The 18,909-nt window shown below is 61.4% G+C and carries 20 protein-coding genes and 1 tRNA gene; 4 read left to right on the top strand and 17 right to left on the bottom strand.

Annotation, left to right across the window (positions count from 1 at the left end):
• Positions 1-71 precede the first annotated feature (71 nt).
• From pheS to otnI, 7 genes are all read right to left on the bottom strand, one after another.
• Positions 72-1,088: a phenylalanine--tRNA ligase subunit alpha gene (pheS, locus tag VEC01_RS12430; protein ID WP_324901185.1), complete on the bottom strand. Its 1,017-nt coding sequence runs from the start codon at positions 1,086-1,088 to the stop codon at positions 72-74.
• A 172-nt stretch (positions 1,089-1,260) separates the two neighbouring features.
• Entirely contained in the window at positions 1,261-1,620 is a 360-nt protein-coding gene (rplT, locus tag VEC01_RS12425; RefSeq protein ID WP_088710341.1) for a 50S ribosomal protein L20, read from the bottom strand.
• A gap of 19 nt (positions 1,621-1,639) precedes the next feature.
• Positions 1,640-1,837 carry a 50S ribosomal protein L35 gene (gene rpmI, locus VEC01_RS12420; RefSeq protein ID WP_324901184.1) on the bottom strand — a complete coding sequence of 66 codons (198 nt, stop codon included), beginning with the start codon at positions 1,835-1,837 and terminating at the stop codon, positions 1,640-1,642.
• 158 nt (positions 1,838-1,995) lie between these two features.
• Positions 1,996-2,517: a translation initiation factor IF-3 gene (gene infC / locus VEC01_RS12415; RefSeq protein WP_324901198.1), complete on the bottom strand. Its 522-nt coding sequence runs from the start codon at positions 2,515-2,517 to the stop codon at positions 1,996-1,998.
• 59 nt (positions 2,518-2,576) lie between these two features.
• Positions 2,577-4,484, bottom strand: a complete 1,908-nt coding sequence (gene thrS, locus VEC01_RS12410) for a threonine--tRNA ligase (RefSeq protein ID WP_324901182.1) — start codon at positions 4,482-4,484, stop codon at positions 2,577-2,579.
• Positions 4,485-4,691: 207 nt separating this feature from the next.
• A tRNA-Val gene (locus VEC01_RS12405) sits at positions 4,692-4,768 on the bottom strand.
• Positions 4,769-4,805: 37 nt separating this feature from the next.
• A complete protein-coding gene (gene otnI / locus VEC01_RS12400) occupies positions 4,806-5,594 on the bottom strand; it encodes a 2-oxo-tetronate isomerase (protein WP_324901180.1) in 789 nt (262 codons plus the stop codon).
• 152 nt (positions 5,595-5,746) lie between these two features.
• Here otnI and VEC01_RS12395 point away from each other — a divergent pair, with 152 nt between their 5' ends.
• Complete coding sequence (locus VEC01_RS12395; RefSeq protein WP_324901179.1) at positions 5,747-6,679, top strand: cation diffusion facilitator family transporter; 933 nt, start codon at positions 5,747-5,749, stop codon at positions 6,677-6,679.
• 6 nt (positions 6,680-6,685) lie between these two features.
• Here the strand turns inward: VEC01_RS12395 and VEC01_RS12390 are convergent, their stop codons facing one another.
• From VEC01_RS12390 to VEC01_RS12380, 3 genes are read right to left on the bottom strand one after another with little or no spacing between them, the layout of a single operon-like run.
• Entirely contained in the window at positions 6,686-8,941 is a 2,256-nt protein-coding gene (locus tag VEC01_RS12390) for a bifunctional (p)ppGpp synthetase/guanosine-3',5'-bis(diphosphate) 3'-pyrophosphohydrolase (protein ID WP_324901178.1), read from the bottom strand.
• 5 nt (positions 8,942-8,946) lie between these two features.
• Positions 8,947-9,297, bottom strand: coding sequence for a RidA family protein (locus VEC01_RS12385; protein WP_324901176.1), 351 nt, complete (start codon positions 9,295-9,297; stop codon positions 8,947-8,949).
• 19 nt (positions 9,298-9,316) lie between these two features.
• Positions 9,317-10,183: an alpha/beta hydrolase gene (locus tag VEC01_RS12380; RefSeq protein WP_324901174.1), complete on the bottom strand. Its 867-nt coding sequence runs from the start codon at positions 10,181-10,183 to the stop codon at positions 9,317-9,319.
• A gap of 134 nt (positions 10,184-10,317) precedes the next feature.
• On the opposite strand from VEC01_RS12380, the gene VEC01_RS12375 reads away from it, so the two are divergent.
• Positions 10,318-11,100 carry a 3-hydroxybutyrate dehydrogenase gene (locus VEC01_RS12375; RefSeq protein WP_324901173.1) on the top strand — a complete coding sequence of 261 codons (783 nt, stop codon included), beginning with the start codon at positions 10,318-10,320 and terminating at the stop codon, positions 11,098-11,100.
• 66 nt (positions 11,101-11,166) lie between these two features.
• Here the strand turns inward: VEC01_RS12375 and VEC01_RS12370 are convergent, their stop codons facing one another.
• The gene (locus VEC01_RS12370) at positions 11,167-11,820 is read right to left on the bottom strand and encodes a 3-oxoacid CoA-transferase subunit B (RefSeq protein ID WP_324901172.1); all 654 of its coding nucleotides are present in this window, start codon (positions 11,818-11,820) and stop codon (positions 11,167-11,169) included.
• A gap of 14 nt (positions 11,821-11,834) precedes the next feature.
• Positions 11,835-12,533: a CoA transferase subunit A gene (locus tag VEC01_RS12365; RefSeq protein ID WP_324901171.1), complete on the bottom strand. Its 699-nt coding sequence runs from the start codon at positions 12,531-12,533 to the stop codon at positions 11,835-11,837.
• A 138-nt stretch (positions 12,534-12,671) separates the two neighbouring features.
• Between VEC01_RS12365 and VEC01_RS12360 the strand changes: the two genes are divergently transcribed.
• The gene (locus VEC01_RS12360; protein ID WP_324901170.1) at positions 12,672-13,232 is read left to right on the top strand and encodes a PAS and helix-turn-helix domain-containing protein; all 561 of its coding nucleotides are present in this window, start codon (positions 12,672-12,674) and stop codon (positions 13,230-13,232) included.
• A 95-nt stretch (positions 13,233-13,327) separates the two neighbouring features.
• Here the strand turns inward: VEC01_RS12360 and VEC01_RS12355 are convergent, their stop codons facing one another.
• A complete protein-coding gene (locus tag VEC01_RS12355) occupies positions 13,328-13,747 on the bottom strand; it encodes a thioesterase family protein (RefSeq protein WP_324901169.1) in 420 nt (139 codons plus the stop codon).
• A gap of 2 nt (positions 13,748-13,749) precedes the next feature.
• On the bottom strand, positions 13,750-14,526 hold the full coding sequence (locus tag VEC01_RS12350) for an SDR family oxidoreductase (RefSeq protein WP_324901168.1): 777 nt from the start codon (positions 14,524-14,526) through the stop codon (positions 13,750-13,752).
• Between the two features lie 174 nt (positions 14,527-14,700).
• Between VEC01_RS12350 and VEC01_RS12345 the strand changes: the two genes are divergently transcribed.
• Positions 14,701-16,389, top strand: coding sequence for an electron transfer flavoprotein-ubiquinone oxidoreductase (locus VEC01_RS12345; RefSeq protein WP_324901167.1), 1,689 nt, complete (start codon positions 14,701-14,703; stop codon positions 16,387-16,389).
• A gap of 43 nt (positions 16,390-16,432) precedes the next feature.
• Here VEC01_RS12345 and VEC01_RS12340 read toward each other — a convergent pair whose 3' ends face one another.
• From VEC01_RS12340 to nuoN, 3 genes are all read right to left on the bottom strand, one after another.
• Positions 16,433-16,987, bottom strand: a complete 555-nt coding sequence (locus VEC01_RS12340) for an NUDIX hydrolase (RefSeq protein WP_324901166.1) — start codon at positions 16,985-16,987, stop codon at positions 16,433-16,435.
• Between the two features lie 66 nt (positions 16,988-17,053).
• A complete protein-coding gene (locus tag VEC01_RS12335) occupies positions 17,054-17,359 on the bottom strand; it encodes a DUF2818 family protein (protein ID WP_324901165.1) in 306 nt (101 codons plus the stop codon).
• Positions 17,360-17,381: 22 nt separating this feature from the next.
• Positions 17,382-18,863: an NADH-quinone oxidoreductase subunit NuoN gene (gene nuoN, locus VEC01_RS12330; RefSeq protein ID WP_324901164.1), complete on the bottom strand. Its 1,482-nt coding sequence runs from the start codon at positions 18,861-18,863 to the stop codon at positions 17,382-17,384.
• Positions 18,864-18,909: the final 46 nt, after the last annotated feature.

Here is an 18,909-nt window from a genome sequence, read left to right as displayed (position 1 = left end):
CGTTTTCCCCGCTTCTACAGCGGGTGTCGGGCGCAGCGTGGGCATCGTCGTGCGGCGCCCCGTGTATTTTTTCAGTTGAACTGCTTCAGGAAACGCAGGTCGCCTTCGTAGAAAAGGCGCAGGTCGTTGATCCCGTAGCGCAGCATTGTCAGGCGCTCCAGGCCGGAGCCGAACGCAAAGCCGATGTAACGCTCCGGGTCCAGTCCGAAGTTGCGCACCACGGTCGGATGCACCTGGCCGGAGCCGGACACCTCGAGCCAGCGGCCCTTGAGCGGCCCGCTGCCGAACGCGATGTCGATCTCGGCGGACGGCTCGGTAAACGGGAAGTAAGAGGGACGGAAGCGCACCTGCAGGTCATCGGTTTCGAAGAAGGCCTGCACGAAATTCAGGTAGACGCCCTTCAGGTCGGCAAAGCTGATGTCTTCGGCGATCCACAAGCCTTCGACCTGGTGGAACATCGGCGAATGGGTCGCATCGCTGTCGACGCGGTAGGTGCGCCCCGGCGCGATCACCTTGATCGGCGGCTTGTGCATGCGGGCATAGCGCACCTGCATCGGGCTGGTGTGGGTGCGCAGCAGCAGCGGCTTGCCCTGCGTGTCGTTGCCTTCGATGTAGAAGGTATCCTGCATCGAACGCGCCGGATGGTTTTCCGGGCTGTTCAATGCGGTGAAATTGGTCCAGTCGGTTTCGATTTCAGGACCGTCGGCGACGTCGAAGCCGATCGAGCGGAAAATTTCTTCCACGCGCTCCCAGGTCCGCATCACAGGATGGATGCCGCCCTTGCCGCGGCCGCGGCCGGGCAGCGTGACATCGATCGCTTCGGCATTCAGCCGCGCCTGCATCTGCGCATTGGCCAGCGCGTCACGGCGCGCATTCAGTGCGGCTTCGATCTTTTCCTTGGCGGCGTTGATCACGGCACCCTGGGTCTTGCGCTCCTCCGGCGCCAGCTTGCCCAGGCCCTTCATCTGTTCGGTAATCTGTCCTGTCTTGCCGAGGTATTTGGCTTTCGCGTTCTCCAGCGCGGCGGCGTCTGCCGCCTCTGCAAAATCGGCCTGCGCCTGGACGACGATTTGTTCTAGGGAGTTCATGCGGCTTTTTCGCCCGAAAAAATAGATCGAAAAGATGGATCCGGAAACGCTGATCCCGGGAGCGGCTGCCTTGATGCCTAGCAGGCGCTCAAAATGAAACGGGGCACAGGTGTGCCACCTCTGCCCCGCTCAATGCGGCGCCGCCTCGCAGCGGCGCCTACGTACACAACACTCAAGCAGCGATGTTGGCCTTCACCTGGTTGACAATCGCGGCAAATGCCGGCTTGTCCATCACAGCCATGTCTGCCAGGACCTTGCGGTCGAGGCCGATGTTGGCTTTCTTGAGGCCGTTCATGAACACGCTGTAGGTCACGCCATGCTCGCGCGTGGCGGCATTGATACGGGTGATCCACAGGGCGCGGAATACGCGCTTCTTGTTGCGGCGATCGCGGTAGGCGTACTGGCCTGCGCGCATGACCGCCTGCTTGGCGATGCGGTATACGGTACTGCGACGACCACGATAGCCTTTGGCCTGGTCGAGGACTTTCTTATGACGGGCCCGCGCTGTGACCCCACGTTTTACTCGAGGCATATTTGCTCCTTATGTGAGGTTAGGCGAACGGCATCATCGCGCGGATGGAATCCATGTTTGTCTCATGGACGTCCACTGCGCCGCGCAGCTGGCGCTTGGTCTTGGTGGTTTTCTTGGTGAGGATGTGGCGCTTGAAGGCTTGACCGCGCTTGACGGTACCGCCCGGACGCACGCGGAAGCGCTTCTTCGCGCTGCTCTTCGTCTTCATCTTAGGCATGACAAGTTCTGTCCTTTCGGACAGCTCCATTTTTAACATGATTGCAGGTGGCAACACTTCGTTGCTCTTGGATGCCTGCTTTCACTTGTTGGGCGGCGAAATCGGGTCCGCCGCCATTTGCACCGGTTGTTCGCTTGACGGAACAACCAATGAAATCCTTATTTCTTCTTCTTGGGCGCCAGCACCATCACCATCTGGCGGCCCTCCATCTTCGGAAACTGCTCGACCTGGCCGTACGGCTCCAGGTCCGCCTTCAATCGCTCCAGCATGCGCATCCCGATGTCCTGGTGCGCCATTTCACGGCCACGGAAGCGCAACGTGATCTTGGTCTTGTCGCCTTCTTCCAGAAACTTCACCAGGTTGCGCAGCTTGATGTTGTAATCGCCATCGTCGGTCCCCGGCCGGAACTTGATTTCCTTGACCTGGATGACCTTCTGCTTCAGCTTCGCTTCGTGAGCCTTCTTCTGCTCCTGATACTTGAACTTGCCATAGTCCATCAGGCGACAGACGGGCGGATTCGCATTCGGTGCGATTTCCACCAGATCCACATTTGCTGCTTCCGCCAGGCGGAAGGCTTCGGCCAGACTCACGATGCCCAACGGCTCGTTATCGACCCCACTGAGACGCAGTTCCGGCGCATTGATTTCGCCGTTGATGCGATGCGACTTGTCCGTAGCTATTGCAGTTTCCTTTAAAAATCAAATAATTAAGCCGTGCTCTGGCGCCGGGAAATTCCCTCTCAGGCTTTGGTGTCGGCCTCATGCCTGAGTCGATCCACCAATGCGTCGACGGGCATCACACCCAGGTCGACGTTGCCCCGCGCACGCACGGCCACTGTTTTCGCATCCCGCTCCTTGTCGCCGATCACGACGATATAAGGCAGCTTCTGAATCGAATGCTCGCGTATTTTATAGGTTATTTTCTCGTTACGCAAATCGACATGCACCCTAAACCCTTGTTTTTTCAGGTTTTGTGCAACTTCTTGAGCGTAATCAGCCTGGGCATCGGAGATATTGAGCACGGCGATCTGCACCGGTGCCAGCCACAGCGGCAACGCGCCGGCGTGGTTTTCGATCAGGATACCGACGAAGCGCTCCAGCGAACCGACGATTGCCCGGTGCAACATGACCGGCACCTTGCGGGTATTGTCTTCCGCGACATACTCGGACCCGAGGCGGCCCGGCATCGAGAAATCGACCTGCATCGTGCCGACCTGCCACGGGCGGCCAAGCGAATCCTTCAGGTGATATTCGATCTTCGGCCCGTAGAACGCGCCCTCACCCGGCAACTCCGTCCAGCTGACGCCGCATGCCTCGAGCGCCGCGCGCAGCGTGTGCTCCGCGCGGTCCCAGGTTTCGTCCGAGCCGATGCGGGAATCCGGACGCAGCGCGATCTTGATCGAAATGTCGGAGAAGCCGAAGTCCTTGTACACCTGCATCGCCTGCCGGTGGAAGGCGGTGACCTCGCCCTCGATCTGCTCTTCGGTGCAGAAAATGTGGCCGTCGTCCTGCGTGAAGCCGCGCACCCGCATCAGCCCATGCAGCGCACCCGATGATTCGTTGCGGTGGCACTGGCCGAACTCGCCGAAACGCAGCGGCAGGTCGCGGTAGCTGCGCAGGCCGGAGTTGTAGATCTGCACATGGCCCGGGCAATTCATCGGCTTGAGCGCATAGCTGCGGTTCTCGGACTCGGTCACGAACATGTTTTCGCGATAGTTGTCCCAGTGCCCGGTCTTTTCCCACAGAGCGCGGTCAAGGATTTGCGGCGCCTTGACTTCCTGGTAGCCGTTCTCCTGGTAGACGCGGCGCATGTACTGTTCGACCTGTTGCCAGATCGTCCAGCCCTTCGGGTGCCAGAAGATCAGGCCGGGCGCCTCGTCCTGGAAATGGAACAGGTCGAGCGCCTTGCCCAGCTTGCGGTGGTCGCGCTTCTCGGCCTCTTCCAGCATGTGCAGGTAGGCCTCCTGCTCTTCCTTCCTTGCCCAGGCGGTGCCGTACACGCGCTGCAGCATTTCGTTCTTCGAGTCGCCACGCCAGTAGGCGCCGGCCAGCTTCATCAGCTTGAACGCCTTCAGCTTGCCGGTGGACGGCACGTGCGGACCGCGGCACAGATCGGTGAATTTGCCTTTGGAATAGAGCGACACGTCTTCGCCCTGCGGGATCGATTCGATGATCTCGGCCTTGTATGCTTCGCCGATCGACTTGAAGTAGGCGACCGCCTCGTCGCGCGGCAGCACCTTGCGGGTGACCGGCTCATCCTTCTTCGCCAGCTCTGCCATCTTCTTCTCGATCGCCTGCAGGTCTTCGGGCGTAAACGGGCGCTTGTAGGAGAAGTCGTAGTAGAAGCCGTTCTCGATTACCGGACCGATGGTGACCTGCGCATCCGGAAACAGCTCCTTCACCGCGTACGCAAGCAGGTGCGCGGTCGAATGGCGAATCACATCCAGTCCTTCCGGGTCCTTGTCGGTGACGATTGCCAGGTCGGCATCACGCTCGATCAGGAAGGACGTGTCGACCAGCTTGCCATCCACCTTGCCCGCCAGTGCCGCCTTGGCGAGACCGGTGCCGATACTGGCGGCGACCTGCGCGACTGTGACCGGCGCGTCGAATTGGCGTTGGGAACCATCTGGGAGTCGGACTGCTACCATTTTGCTCTCCTTGTCAGCGCAATGTTGTGACTGACGCTAGATCAAGTATTAAAAACTGCGGACGAAAAAAAACGCGGACTAGCCGCGTTTTTTCGATTTACAGAGACGAAAAAGACCCCGACTAGCGCCGTACTAATACCTCTGCGGTGTTAGTTCGCGGTGTCATAACCGGGACTGCCTTTCTCGCTCTTACAGTGTGTTGTTCGTTGGTAGGCTCGATTGGACTCGAACCAACGACCCCTACCATGTCAAGGTAGTGCTCTAACCAGCTGAGCTACGAGCCTAAAGAAGCGAAATTATAGCGGCAATTTTTCAGTTGCGCTAGTACTTGTTGCTCATCACTTTCCTGAACCATCCGAGTCCTTCGGAGGTGCCCGCTTTCGGCCGGTACTCGCAGCCCACCCAGCCGTCGTAACCGAGTTCGTCCATCAGGCCGAACAGATAGGGGTAATGCAGCTCCCCGGTATCCGGCTCGTTCCTTTCGGGAACGCCGGCGATCTGCATGTGCCCGATGCCGGCAATGTCACGCCGCATCGTCATCGCGACGTCGCCCTCGACGATCTGGCAATGATAGAGGTCGAACTGCACCTTCAGGTTCGGCGCGCCCACCTCGCGGCAGATCGCGTGCGCTTCTTCCTGCGTGTTCAGCAGATAGCCGGGCATGTCGCGCGTATTGATCGGCTCGATCAGGACGGTGACGCCGTGAGCGGCCGCCTGCTGAGCGGCGTACGCAAGATTGTGGAGATACACCTCGAGGTGGCGCCCGCGATCCTGCCCGTACTGGAGCAATCCCGCCATCACATGCAGGCGCGTGTTGCCGAGCACCTGCGCGTAGCCGAGCGCCCTTTCGATGCTGCGCTTGAACTCCTCCTCCCGCCCCGGCAGCGATGCGATGCCGCGCTCGCCTGCAGCCCAGTCGCCCGGCGGGCAATTGAACAAGACCTGCGTCAGTTCGCTGTCGCGCAGCCTTGCCTTGATTTCGCCGGCAATGAAACCGTACGGAAAAAGGAACTCGACCGCGGTAAAGCCATCCCTTGCAGCAGCGGCGAAACGATCGAGAAATTCGTACTCGTTGTACATCAGGCTCAGGTTGGCGGCAAATTTCGGCATGGCGGGTTCCGGATAATGAAGCGGGGCGATGACGGCGATCGAATATGCGATTGACAACGGATGCTGTACACTCGGCAATAATTCGCCCCCCCTCCGGCAAGATCTTAGCAAAACCTCATATCCGACGGTCAGTCCCGGTCGCCTCGCACATCATGCCCAGCAAGCATCGTCCCGCCTCCGCAACTCACCTGCACGCGCACCGTGCGGGCGACTCCGCTCATCAGCACGTTGCCGAAGGCCGCAAGCCGACCGTACTGGCATTGTCCGTGCTGTTGACGCTGAGCTTTGCGGCAATCGAGGTGATCGCTGGATTCTGGTCGAACTCGCTGGCGCTGATTTCCGACGCCGGCCACATGGTGACCGACAGCACTGCGCTCGGCCTCGCGCTGCTGGCACAGTACATCGCCACGCGGCCGCCGTCGCCGAAGCATTCATTCGGATTCGGCCGGGCGGAAGCCCTGGCCGCATTCATGAACGGCCTCGCGATGCTGGCAGTGGTGGCGTGGATCGTGATCGAAGCCGCACAGCGCTTCTCCAATCCCGAGCCGGTGCAGGGCAAGACGGTCTTCACCGTGGCCCTGATCGGCCTGGTCGTCAATATCATTGTCGCCTGGCTGCTGTCGCGCGACCAGAAAAGCGTGAACACCCGCGCAGCGCTGGTGCATGTATTCGGCGACATGCTCGGCTCGGTAGCGGCGCTGGCGGCCGGCGCGGTCATCTATTTCACCGGCTGGCTGGCCATCGATCCGCTGCTGTCTCTGCTGGTGTCCCTGCTGATCCTGAAGTCCACCATTGCGGTGCTGCGCGATTCCTACCACGTGCTGATGGAAGGCGTGCCGCACGACATCGACTATATCCAGGTAGGCACCGACATCGCGTCCATCGAAGGCGTGCTGTCCGTGCATGACCTGCACGTATGGGAAATGTCGGCGGGCCATCCGGCACTGATCGGCCACCTCGAAATCGGCGACCTGCAGCAATGGCCTGCCGTCCTGCGCGACATCAAGGCCATGCTGCAAGCCAAGCACGGCATCGACCATGTGACGCTGCAGGCGGAGCTGCCGGGCATGGTGGAAGAGCGCTAGCAGGCCCTACTGGCGCTGCACGTCGAGCACGCCGCTCACCTCGCGGATCACGCCCAGCGCCTTCTGCAATTGCGACGTGGATGAAATCTCGGCGGTAAACGACATGCGCGCCTGCCCCTTTGCGCTTTGCGTACTGACGCCGATCACATTGATCTTCTCGCGCGAAAAGACTTCGGTGATGTCGCGCAACAGGCCCTGGCGGTCATTGGCGAAAATGAAAATATCGACCGGGTAGACCGTGTCCCTGCCCGGCTCGCCCCAGGTCGTCTGGATCACGCGCTCCAGCGCCTTCATGCGCATCTGCGCCAGGTTCTTGCAGTTGGCTCGATGGATGGACACGCCCTTGCCACGCGTGATGAAACCGACGATCTCGTCCGGCGGCGCCGGCTTGCAGCAGCGCGCCAGCTGGGTCAGCAATCCTTCCGTCCCGACGACCAGCACGCCCGAACTGGCGCCCTGTGAAATGCTCGATGCGCGGCTCTTGTTGGTGATGACCGTTTCTTCCGCCGGTCTGGCGGCATGCTTGTGCACGGCATCGGCATGCAGTACCAGTTCGATGCTGCGCAGGCCGAACTCTTCCTTGCCCACCGCGAGGAAAAGCTCGTCAACCTTCGGAAAACCGAGCTTGTGCGCGAGTTCATCGAGGCTGACCGCGGTCTTGCCTTCGCGCTGCAGGGTCTTCTCCACCATGCTGCGGCCGCGCGCAAGGGTCTCCTCTTGCTCGATCGCATTGAACCAGGCCCGCACCTTGGCGCGGGTGCGCGGGCTGTTGACATACCCCGGCCCCAGCCAGTCGCGCGACGGGCCGGCATTGGCCGCGCTGCGCCCGGCAGTGATGATTTCCACCGTCTGCCCGTTTTTCAATGGCGTGTTCAGCGGCACCATCACGCCATCCACGCGGGCGCCGCGGCAGCGGTGGCCGAGCTCGGTGTGCAGGTGATACGCAAAGTCGATCGGCGTCGCGCCATTGGGCAGTTCGATCACCCTTGCCTGCGGCGTCAGCACATAGATGCGGTCATCGAGTGCGGCGTCCTTGAGCTTCTGCACCCACTCGCGCTGCATGTCTTCCTGGCCGACGACGGCGTCCGCGACTTCGCTCTTCCAGGCCAGCAGCTGCCGCAGCCAGGCGATCTTCTCATCGTACTTCTGTGCCGAGAAACTGGAGCCGCCGGTTTCCTTGTAGCGCCAGTGGGCGGCAACGCCATACTCGGCGAAGCGATGCATCTCGTGCGTGCGGATCTGCACCTCGAGCGCCCGGCCGTCCTCGGCGATCACCACGGTGTGCAGCGACTGGTAGCCGTTCGGCTTGGGCCGGGAAATGTAATCGTCGAATTCTTCCGGAATCGGCGTCCAGATGTTGTGCACCATGCCGAGCACGGCGTAGCAGGCGCGCAGGTCGTCAACGATCACGCGGAAGGCGCGCACGTCATACAACTTCGAAAAATCGAGCGCCTTGCCGCGCATCTTGTTCCAGATGCTGTAGATGTGCTTCGGCCGCCCCGACACGTCGGCCTTGATGCCGGTGGCGGCGAGTTCGGCCTTCAGGCGCGCGATCGCCGCTTCGACGAAGCTTTCCCGCTCCAGCCGTTTTTCCTCGAGCATCCTTGCGATGCGCTTGTAGGTGTCGGGCTCGAGGAAGCGGAAGGCAAGGTCTTCCAGCTCCCACTTCAACTGCCACACGCCAAGGCGGTTGGCCAGGGGCGCGTACAGGTCCAGCGTTTCGCGCGCGTACTGGTGCGTCCGCTCGTTCTCCAGCTTGAGCTCGGCGAAATAACGCAGCGTCGTCACGCGCGATGACAGGCGCACGAGAACGGCCCGCATGTCGCTGGCCATTGCCAGCAGCATCTTGCGCAGCGTCTCCAGCTGCTCCGCCGCCTGCTGCGATGCGTTCTTGCCGCGTCCCACTTCCTGGTAGCCGAAGGTCTGCTCGTGCAGGCGCATCAACTGGCGTATGCCGCCGACCAGGTCGGCGATATCGGCGCCGAAACGCGCCTCGATGCCTTCCGCAGCCTTGGGATCGATCGCCGGCAGCTCGAACAACAGGCCGGCGATGCGGGAGTCTGCATCGCTGTTGAGCAGCGACAGCGTCAGCGCGGTTCCCTGCGCAAACGCGAAGGTATCCTGTCCGGTGGGCACCGCCTTGCCGCGGTAGATCGGTTCGACGAACGCCAGCGCATCGAGCACGCGCGCGCTGTCTTCCGCCGTCAGCCCGGCCGACAGATGCACATGCGCCTCGCTGGGCGTTGCGACGATGGAAACCATGAGGATTATTTCTGTGCGGCGGTGACGACCATTTCGACCAGCCATTCAGGCTTGGCGAGCTTGGCTTCGACGGTAGCGCGCGGCGGGGAATTGCCGTCGGCGACCCATTCGTTCCAGACTGCGTTCATCTCGGCGAAATCCTTCATGTCGGCGATGTAGATCTGGCACATCAGGATGCGCGACTTGTCGCTGCCTGCTTCGGCCAGCAGGCGGTCGATGTGGCCGAGCACTTCGCGCGTCTGGCCTTCAATGTTCTGCGTCAGGTCTTCGGCGATCTGGCCGGCGAGATACACTGTCCCATTGTGGATTGCCACCTCCGACAGAGTTTTTCCGACGTGCAAGCGTTTGATTTCCATAGTGTTCGATTCTTTCCTTTTATGCGAGCAGGAAGTCCCTGGCGACGGCAATCTGGTCCGCGCGCTGGAAGGTCGGCGCATGGCCGACACCAGGGATCTCCACCAGCCTGGCCTTCGGCCCGCGTTCGGTCATCGCCTTCGCCACCTCCGGTGTCAGCAGGTCCGACTCCGCCCCGCGCACCAGCAGCGTCGGGCAGGCGATCGCATCGTACGCCATCCAGGACATTGCCTCGGACTGCCGGACCTGCTCCGGTGTGAGCGCCTTGATCGGCACTGCCAGACCCGGGTCGTAGTGCAGGATCCACTGGCCGTCGGTGTCCTGCTTCAGCACGTCGGCGGCGAGCTTGCGCCACTCCTCGTCCGAATGCGGACCGAACGGCAGCGAAATATCGCGGATGTAGCGGTGCGCTTCCTCGAAGCTTGCAAAGCGCAGGTCCTTGCCGATGTAGTCGGCAATGCGGGCGATCGCCGCCGGATTCAACGCCGGCCCGACATCGTTCAGCACCAGTTTGCTCACCGGGCTGTCCTTCATCGCAGCAAGTCCCATGCCGATCAGCCCGCCCATCGATGTGCCAAACCAGTGCACGGTGCCTGCATCGAGGCGCGCCAGCAGGGTCACCATGTCGCTCACATACTGTGCCAAGTGATAATGTCTCGGGTCGAGCAGCCGGGAGGACCGCCCGCGCCCGACGACATCCGGGCAAACCACGCGATAGACATCGCACAAAGCGCGTGCCATGTTGTCAAAATCACCCGAAACGCGCGTCACCCCGTGTACACAGACCAACACCCGGGGATTGTCCGGATCGCCCCATTCCTGGTAGGCCATGTTGTGCAAGCCGGCAGGCGACAGGCATTGCACGGTCCTGATCTGATGTTGAGTCATTTGCTCGGGATTTTGTCGCGAATCAGTTTATCCGATTGTCATTCTCACATTTTACTGGGCGTTCCGCTTAAAATCTCGCTCAGGTTCGTCGCCAATTCCAAATTTCATTCGCAGAGGACATCATGCAAGGCAATATGCATCAAGGGAAAACCGCACTGGTCACCGGCTCCACCTCAGGCATCGGCTTGGGAATCGCTCGCGCCTTCGCGGCAAAAGGGGCGAACATCGTTTTCAACGGCTTCGGCGACATCAAGGAAATTGAAGCATTGCAAGCGAGTGTGCGTGACGAGTTCGGCGTGCAAACGGCTTACCATAATGCCGACATGTCCAAGCCGGCCGAAATTGAAGCAATGATGCAGTTCGCGGCGGAGCGGTTCGGCGGAGTCGATATCCTCATCAACAATGCCGGTATCCAGCATGTCGCGAACGTCGAGGATTTCCCGGTGGAGCGCTGGGACGCCATCATCGCGATCAACCTGACCTCGGCCTTCCACACCACGCGGCTCGCACTGCCCGGGATGAAAGCGAAAAACTGGGGCCGCATCATCAATATCGCATCGGTGCACGGCCTGGTCGGTTCGGCGCAGAAATCCGCATATGTTGCAGCCAAGCATGGCATCGTCGGCCTGACCAAGGTGACCGCGCTGGAAAACGCAAACACCGGCATCACCTGCAACGCCATTTGCCCGGGTTGGGTGCTCACGCCGCTGGTGCAGAAGCAGGTCGATGCGCGCGCCAGCCAGCAAGGGCTGTCCAATGACGACGCGAAGAAAAGCCTGCTCTCCGAAAAGCAGCCGTCCGGCGAGTTCGTCACGCCGGAACAGCTCGGCGAGCTCGCGATCTTCCTGTCCAGCGATGCGGCCAGCCAGGTGCGCGGCGTGGCGTGGAACATGGACGGCGGCTGGGTCTCGCAATAAGCTTGTTCGTGACGGCATAAAAAACGGCGCCGGTAGGCGCCGTTTTCGTTTGCCTTGCAAGGGCGGTCAGTGTACCGCGCTCACGTCCAGGCCTGCGCCCGTTTTCTCGAGCACTTCCTCCTTGGTCACGCCAGGAGCCAGTTCGACCAGTCTCAGGCCGTTCGGGGTGACGTCGATCACACCCAGGTCGGTGATGATGCGGTTCACCACGCCCACGCCGGTCAGCGGCAGGTCGCACTGCTTGAGGATCTTGTGCGAGGTCGTGCCGTCCTTTGCCTTGGCCACATGCTCCATCAGCACGACGACGCGGCCGACACCGGCCACCAGGTCCATCGCGCCGCCCATGCCCTTGACCATCTTCCCGGGGATCATCCAGTTTGCCAGGTCGCCCTTTTCGCTGACCTGCATCGCGCCCAGGATCGCGATGTTGATCTTGCCGCCGCGGATCATCGCAAACGAGTCGGCGGAGCTGAAGAAGGAAGACCCCTGCAGCGCGGTGACCGTCTGCTTGCCTGCATTGATCAGGTCGGGGTCGACCTCATCCTCGGTGGGGAACGGGCCGATGCCGAGCAGGCCGTTCTCCGACTGCAGCCAGACCTCGATATCCTTCGGCACATAATTCGCCACCAGGGTCGGCAGACCGATGCCCAGGTTCACGTAGAAGCCGTCCTGCAGTTCCTTTGCCGCGCGTGCGGCCATTTCATCACGAGTCCATGCCATGTTCGTTCTCCGCCTTACTTTGCACGCGTGGTGCGTTGTTCGATACGCTTTTCCGGGGCCGCATTGACGACGATGCGATGCACGAAAATGCCCGGGGTATGGACCATGTCCGGATCGATCTCACCGACCTCGACCAGCTTCTCGACCTCGACCACGGTGATCTTGCCGGCCATCGCGACGTTCGGATTGAAATTGCGTGCGGTCTTGCGGAATACCAGGTTTCCGACCTTGTCGGCCATGTAGGCCTTGACCAGCGAAACGTCGGCGACGAGCGAGCGCTCCATCACATATTTTTCGCCGTTGAACTCACGCACTTCCTTGCCTTCGGCGACAATGGTGCCGACGCCGGTCTTGGTGAAGAATGCAGGAATGCCGGAGCCGCCGGCACGAAGTTTTTCAGCCAGGGTGCCTTGCGGGGTGAATTCCAGCTCGAGCTCGCCGGCCAGGTACTGGCGCTCGAATTCCTTGTTTTCACCGACATAGGACGAGATCATCTTCTTGATCTGGCGCGTCGTCAGCAGCTGGCCGAGGCCGAAGCCGTCAACGCCCGCATTGTTGGAAATCGCCGTCAGGTTCTTGACGCCCGAATCGCGCAAGGCGGCGATCAATGCCTCGGGAATGCCGCACAGACCGAATCCGCCGACGGCGATCGTCTGGCCATCCTTGACGATACCGGCGAGCGCACTGGCCGCATCTGGATACACTTTATTCATACCGACCCCTCTAGTCTTGGAAATTGCCCCAAAATAAGGCTGCTGTAATAATGTGGCTGCCAGCATAAGATGGTGGACCGCCCCGTGCAATACCGTAAAAATACGAATTTTTGCCCTGACAAAGGCTGAAAAACCCCTATGAACGCTCCTCTGGCGATCGATTACGAAACTATCTTCCGCAACGCCCCGGTCGGGATGTGCGTGTCCCAGCACCGCGTCATCCACGCCTGCAACGAGGCACTCGCGGTGATGTTCGGCTACCGGCCATGCGAACTGATCGGCCAGTCGTTCCGCGTGCTCTACCCGACCACGGACGAATTCGAGCGAACCGGCGCCCGCATCGTTCCGATCATGAGCACGAAGGGATATTACTCCGACGAACGGATCATGAAACGCGCCAACCAGGAGCTATTCTGGTGCCATGTGAGCGGCCGCTCCTTGATCCATGACGACCCGCACGCCGCGGGCATCTGGACCTTCGAAGACCTGAGCGCAAAGCGGCCGGTAACCGCCGAGCTGACGCCGCGGGAACGGGAAATCGCCGCCCTCCTCGTCGAGGGCAAGACCAGCAAGCTGATCGCGCGCCAGGTCGGCCTGAGCCCGCGCACAGTGGAAATGCACCGCGCCAAGCTGATGCGCAAGTTCAGCGCCTCGACCTCGAGCGAACTGGTGCACCGGCTGATCGGGGTAGCCGGCTAGCCGCCTGACCTGCTGATTCGTTGACAGTAAGTGATGCGACGGGCGGCAGGTGCTGCCGGCAGCCGCAGCGAGAGTGCGGACCATCGCTGCGGCCACTATGCCAGCAGAGTCTCGGGCAGCAGCCTCTTCACCGGATCGGGCAGCGGCACCGATTTTTCCGACCGGAAATTAACCCAGACCACCTTTGCCCCGCCCTCGGATGCCAGGATGTCCGGCGCGTCGACGCGCCGGATTTCGTGATACATCTCGAAGCTTGACCGTCCCGGCGGCCCGACATAGGTCTTCACCTCGATTTCACCGGGATATTTCAGTTGCCTGATGAAGGTGCAGCGCGCGTTGATGATCACCGGCCCTTCGCCCTGCGGGTCCGGATCGCAGCCGGCCTCGGTGAACCATTCGATGCGCGCCTGCTCCATGTAACGGAAATACACGGTGTTGTTGACATGCCCCATTGCATCCATGTCGCCCCAGCGGATCGGCATGCGGGTGCTGTGCACCAGCTTCTTCGCCGCCATGTCTATTGCGCGCTCATGCCATCGTCGGCGGCGACGATCGCGCCATTGATGAAGCGCGATTCTTCCGACGCCAGCAGCAGGAGCAGGCCGTCGAGGTCTTCCGGCTGCCCGAGCCGCTTGCGTGGCAGCATGTTGATCAGGGTGTTGCCCTGTTCGCTTTCGAAATGCGATTCGTTGATCTCGGTCTTGATGTAGCCCGGGCAGATGGCGTTGACGTTGATGCCGTAGCGGCCCCACTCCACGGCCATCGACTTCGTCATGTGCACGACCGCGGCCTTGCTCATGCAATAGATGCCGATCTGGGGCAGCACGCGCAGGCCGGCGACGGAAGCAATGTTGATGATGCGGTGCTGCTTCTTCGGATCGCCCTTGGCGCGCGCAATCATGCGCTTGGCCGCCTCCTGCGCCACGAAGAACGCGCCGCGCTGGTTGGTGTCCATCACATAGGCGTAGTCTTCCGGCGTGACATCCACCAGCCGCTGGGTGGTCGACACGCCACTGTTGTTGACCAGAATATCGATCGGGCCGGCCTCGGTTTCCGCATGCGCAATCGCCGACTTGATGCTGCCGTAGTCGGTAACGTCCAGCGCCACCACATGCGCTGCACCGCCCCCTGCCTCGATTTCGGCGCGCAATTCCTTCAGGCGTTCGATGCGGCGCGACGCCAGCACCACCTGTGCACCGGCCTGCGCCAGCACCTTTGCAAAGCGCGCGCCAAGTCCACTCGACGCCCCAGTGATCAGCGCAATCTTGCCTTCAAAATTGAGTTCAATGCCCACGAAAAATCTCCTGGTTGTTAGCTGATTATTGTCTTGCAATTGACTGTGACATGACGCGATGACGGTATCATTGCATGAAGGAATGTAATTAGAGTGATGAATCTAGCATTCTCAAGCAAAATCCACGACAATTAGCACGTTCGTTCGATAATATCATTTTACGGTGGGAAGACCATGACTCAGAGCCAAAGTATCCTAGAACAATACGGCCCGCGCGACTCGATGGAATACGACGTCGTGATCGTCGGCGCCGGCCCCGCCGGCCTGGCAACCGCAATCCGCCTAAAGCAGCTTGCTGCCGAGCAGAACCGGGAAATTTCGGTTGTCGTATTGGAGAAAGGTTCCGAAGCCGGCGCGCATATCCTGTCCGGCGCGGTCATGGATCCCCGTGCGATGAACGAGCTGTTCCCGAACTGGAAGGAGCTGGGTGCGCCGCTGAACCAGCCGGTCACCGGCGACGACATTCTGTTCCTCACCGAAACCGGCTCGACCCGCACCCCCGACTGGCTGGTACCGCGCAACTTCCACAACGACGGCTGTTACGTGGTCGCGCTGGGCAACGTCGTGAAGTGGATGGCGCAGCAGGCGGAAGGCCTCGGCGTCGAGATCTTCCCCGGCTTCGCCGCGGCGGAGGTGCTGTACGACGAGCAGGGGCGCGTGAAGGGCGTGGCGACCGGCAACATGGGTGTCGGCAAGGACGGACAGCCGACTGAAAACTTCCAGCTCGGGATGGAACTGCTTGGTAAGTACACGATTTTCGCCGAGGGCGCGCGCGGCCACCTGGGCAAGCAGCTGATCGCGAAGTACAAGCTTACCGACGGCCGCGATCCGCAAAGCTTCGCTATCGGCGTCAAGGAATTGTGGGAGATCGATCCGGCCAAGGCCAGGCCGGGCCTGGTGGTGCATACCGCCGGCTGGCCGATGGAAGGCAATACCTTCGGCGGCGGCTTCCTGTACCACCTCGAGGACAACAAGGTGACGCTGGGCTTCGTGATGGGCCTGGACTACCAGAACCCCTACCTGAGCCCGTTCGAGGAGATGCAGCGCTGGAAGACCCATCCTTCGATTCGCGCCCATCTCGAAGGCGGCAAGCGCCTGAGCTACGGCGCGCGCGCAATCAACAACGGCACGCCGCAGGCACTGCCCAAGCTGGTGTTCCCGGGCGGTGCGCTGATAGGCTGCGATGCAGGCTTCCTGAATGCCGCGCGCATCAAGGGCAGCCATGCCGCGATCAAGACCGGCATGATGTGCGCTGACGCGATCGCCGGCGCACTGGCTGGCGGACGCGCGGGCGACGAACTGACCGCGTTCCCGGAAGCGTTCGAGAAGAGCTGGCTCAAGGAAGAACTCGACCAGTCGCGCAACTTCAAGCTCTGGTTCAAGAAGGGAAAGACCGTCGGCCAGCTGATGACGGGCGTGGAACAATGGCTGCTGCCGAAGCTGGGCGTATCGACCCCGCCGTGGACCCTGCACGCGACCAAGCGCGACCATGAATACCTGCGCCCCGCGAGCGAGTTCCAGCCGATCACCTATCCGAAGCCGGACGGCAAGCTGACCTTCGACCGCCTCTCCAGCGTCTTCGTCAGCAATACCAACCATGAAGAGAACCAGCCGGCACACCTCACGCTGAAAGACACGTCGATACCGGTGAAGACCAACCTGACGACGTTCGGCGGCCCCGAGAGCCGCTACTGCCCGGCCGGCGTGTACGAGTTCGTGAAGAACGATGACGGCACGGAACGCCTGCAGATCAATGCGCAGAACTGCGTGCACTGCAAGACCTGCGACATCAAGGACCCGACCCAGAACATCGTCTGGGTGACGCCGGAAGGCGGGGGCGGCCCGAACTACTCGGGCATGTAAGAACAAAAAAGCCGCTCTGCGGCTTTTTTGTTGACCGGAGAACTTACAGTTTCCAGTGCGACGCCGCGATCTTCTCCAGCCAGAAGCTCCCGATCACGGTCTTCACGTCGGTGATCTTGCCGGCGCGAACCCATTCCAGCATTTCCGGGACCGTCGCGCTAAAGGTTTCGAGGAATTCGCCTTCATCCAGCTTGCTGGCGCCCGCCGTCAGGCCGCGCGCGAGGAAGATGTCGAGATGCTCGTCCGAGTACGCGATGGCGTTATGGATGGTGCAGACGAACTGCCACTCCTTCGCGGTATATCCGGTCTCCTCTTCCAGCTCGCGCTTGGCGCATTCGAGCGGGTCTTCGCCCGGGTCGATTTTCCCTGCCGGGAACTCGATGAACACGTCGTGCAGCGGATACCGGAACTGCCGCTCCAGCAGCACCGTGCCGTCGTCGAATACCGGCAGGACGACCACCGCGCCCGGGTGCTTGATGTACTCGCGCGACGACTCCTTCCCGTCCGGCAGCCGCACCTTGTCGCGGTGGACTTTCAGGAAGTGTCCTTCATAGGCAAGCTCGCTGTCGACCTGGATTTCTTTCAGATGTAGATCCACGCACCGTCTCCAATACAAGGGGAACGGCTATTTTACTGCGCGCAGGCAAATGCGCTTTCGGGCGCATCAACCGTGATGTTTGCGCAGATAACGGAAGACGAAGCCGGGAAAGGCAAGGACGAGGAACAGGCAGGCGGTGATTGCGTAGAACTCCCAGCGCTGCGGAAAGACGTTGCCGATGCGCGCTTCCATCAGCCAGGCCACACCGCGCACGATGAAGTAGAGTACGGCGAGTTCCAGCAGGCGCAGCCAGGGCGATTTCGCGGGCCTGGCGAGGGACAGGACGCCAAACAGACGCTCGTTCAGGAACGGCAAGTTGGCGGCAGCCGCCGCCAACAGGATCACGAACCAGCTCGCGAGAGAAACATCCACTGCCAGGCTGCGTCCGCGGCGATCAGGCTGCGAGCGTCTTGACCATCGCGGTCGCGCAGAGCGTCATCAGCGGACCGGGCAGGATGCCGAGGGCGAGGACGGCGACGCCATTCAGGCCCAGCATTGCACGGGTATCGCCGGAGGCGGCGATCGCGCTGTTGTCGACCGGCTCGTCGAAGTACATGACCTTGACCACGCGCAGGTAGTAGAACGCGCCGATCAGCGACAGCAGCACGGCGACCACTGCCAGCCAGACCTGGCCGGTGCCGAGTACGGCCTGCAGCACGGAGAGCTTGGCGTAGAAGCCGACGGTCGGCGGAATGCCGGTGAGCGAGAACATCAGGATCAGCATCACGAAAGCGAACCACGGGCTGCGCTGGTTCAGGCCCTTGAAGTCGTCGACGTTTTCCGCCTCGAAACCGGAACGGGCCAGCAGCATGATGGTGCCGAACGTACCGAGCGTGGTCACCACGTAAGCGATCGAGTAGAACATCGCCGAGCTGTACGCATTGCCCGCGGACGCGACATTGCCATCCACCACGCCGGACAGCATGCCGAGCAGCATGAAGCCCATCTGGCCGATGGTGGAATAGGCCAGCATGCGTTTCAGGTTGGTCTGGACGATCGCGGTGATATTACCGATCGCCATCGACAGCACCGCCAGTACCGTGATCATCTGCTGCCAGTCGAACGCCAGCGGGAACAGGCCTTCCACCAGCAGGCGGACGGTAATCGCGAATGCCGCCAGCTTGGGCGCGCCGCCCAGGAGCAGCGTGACAGCGGTCGGCGCCCCCTGGTACACGTCGGGAACCCACATGTGGAACGGTGCGGCGCCGAGCTTGAACGCCAGGCCGGCAACGACGAACACGACGCCGAACACCAGGATCGGCTTGTTCACAGTGCCGGAAGCGGTAGCCTTGGCGACTTCGGTCAGGTCCAGCGAGCCGGTCGCGCCGTACAGCATCGAGATACCATACAGCAGGAAGCCGGAAGAGAGCGCGCCGAGGATGAAGTACTTCATCGCGGCCTCGGTGGAGACCGGATGGCCGCGGCGCAGCGCGACCAGCGCATAGAGCGACAGGGACATCAGCTCCAGGCCGAGATAGATGATCAGGAAGTTGTTGCCGGAGATCATGACCATTTGGCCGAGCAGCGAGAACAGCGCGAGCACATAGAACTCGCCGCCGACCACGCCGCCGAGCATGCCGCGGTCGGTCGCGTACTGGCGCGAATAGAACAGGGTGAAGATCACGGCGACATACGAGAAGATCTTCAGCAGGTTCGACATCGGATCCGACACGAACATGTTGTTGAACGTGTAGGCAACCGGATCGTTGAAGGCCGCTGCGCTGAGCGCGGTGCAGACCAGCAGCGTCCCGATGGTCAGCGCAAACGTAATGCCACGCTTCGCCTCCGAGAGGAACATGTCGATCAGCAGGATCGCGGATGTCGCGATCAGCAGGAAGATTTCCGGGTACACCGGTACGAAATTAATCTGGTTCATGTTGTCGTCACTCTTAAGCCTTACGGGCCGCACTCTGCATGGTGTC

It is taken from the genome of Noviherbaspirillum sp., assembly GCF_035627455.1.
In the GTDB taxonomy this organism is placed as follows: Bacteria; Pseudomonadota; Gammaproteobacteria; order Burkholderiales; family Burkholderiaceae_D; genus Noviherbaspirillum.
Note: the sequence above shows the minus strand (reverse complement) of the source record. Positions and strands in the feature narration are given on the sequence as shown.

Coding starts and splice junctions, on each gene's coding strand:
- VEC01_RS12365 (WP_324901171.1), bottom strand. CDS start 12,533: ATGAATAAAGTGTATCCAGATGCGGCCAGTGCGCTCGCCGGTATCGTC.
- VEC01_RS12380 (WP_324901174.1), bottom strand. CDS start 10,183: ATGACTCAACATCAGATCAGGACCGTGCAATGCCTGTCGCCTGCCGGC.
- rpmI (WP_324901184.1), bottom strand. CDS start 1,837: ATGCCTAAGATGAAGACGAAGAGCAGCGCGAAGAAGCGCTTCCGCGTG.
- VEC01_RS12355 (WP_324901169.1), bottom strand. CDS start 13,747: ATGGCGGCGAAGAAGCTGGTGCACAGCACCCGCATGCCGATCCGCTGG.
- pheS (WP_324901185.1), bottom strand. CDS start 1,088: ATGAACTCCCTAGAACAAATCGTCGTCCAGGCGCAGGCCGATTTTGCA.
- VEC01_RS12385 (WP_324901176.1), bottom strand. CDS start 9,297: ATGGAAATCAAACGCTTGCACGTCGGAAAAACTCTGTCGGAGGTGGCA.
- VEC01_RS12360 (WP_324901170.1), top strand. CDS start 12,672: ATGAACGCTCCTCTGGCGATCGATTACGAAACTATCTTCCGCAACGCC.
- VEC01_RS12390 (WP_324901178.1), bottom strand. CDS start 8,941: ATGGTTTCCATCGTCGCAACGCCCAGCGAGGCGCATGTGCATCTGTCG.
- VEC01_RS12395 (WP_324901179.1), top strand. CDS start 5,747: ATGCCCAGCAAGCATCGTCCCGCCTCCGCAACTCACCTGCACGCGCAC.
- rplT (WP_088710341.1), bottom strand. CDS start 1,620: ATGCCTCGAGTAAAACGTGGGGTCACAGCGCGGGCCCGTCATAAGAAA.
- otnI (WP_324901180.1), bottom strand. CDS start 5,594: ATGCCGAAATTTGCCGCCAACCTGAGCCTGATGTACAACGAGTACGAA.
- VEC01_RS12375 (WP_324901173.1), top strand. CDS start 10,318: ATGCATCAAGGGAAAACCGCACTGGTCACCGGCTCCACCTCAGGCATC.
- VEC01_RS12345 (WP_324901167.1), top strand. CDS start 14,701: ATGACTCAGAGCCAAAGTATCCTAGAACAATACGGCCCGCGCGACTCG.
- VEC01_RS12370 (WP_324901172.1), bottom strand. CDS start 11,820: ATGGCATGGACTCGTGATGAAATGGCCGCACGCGCGGCAAAGGAACTG.
- nuoN (WP_324901164.1), bottom strand. CDS start 18,863: ATGAACCAGATTAATTTCGTACCGGTGTACCCGGAAATCTTCCTGCTG.
- thrS (WP_324901182.1), bottom strand. CDS start 4,484: ATGGTAGCAGTCCGACTCCCAGATGGTTCCCAACGCCAATTCGACGCG.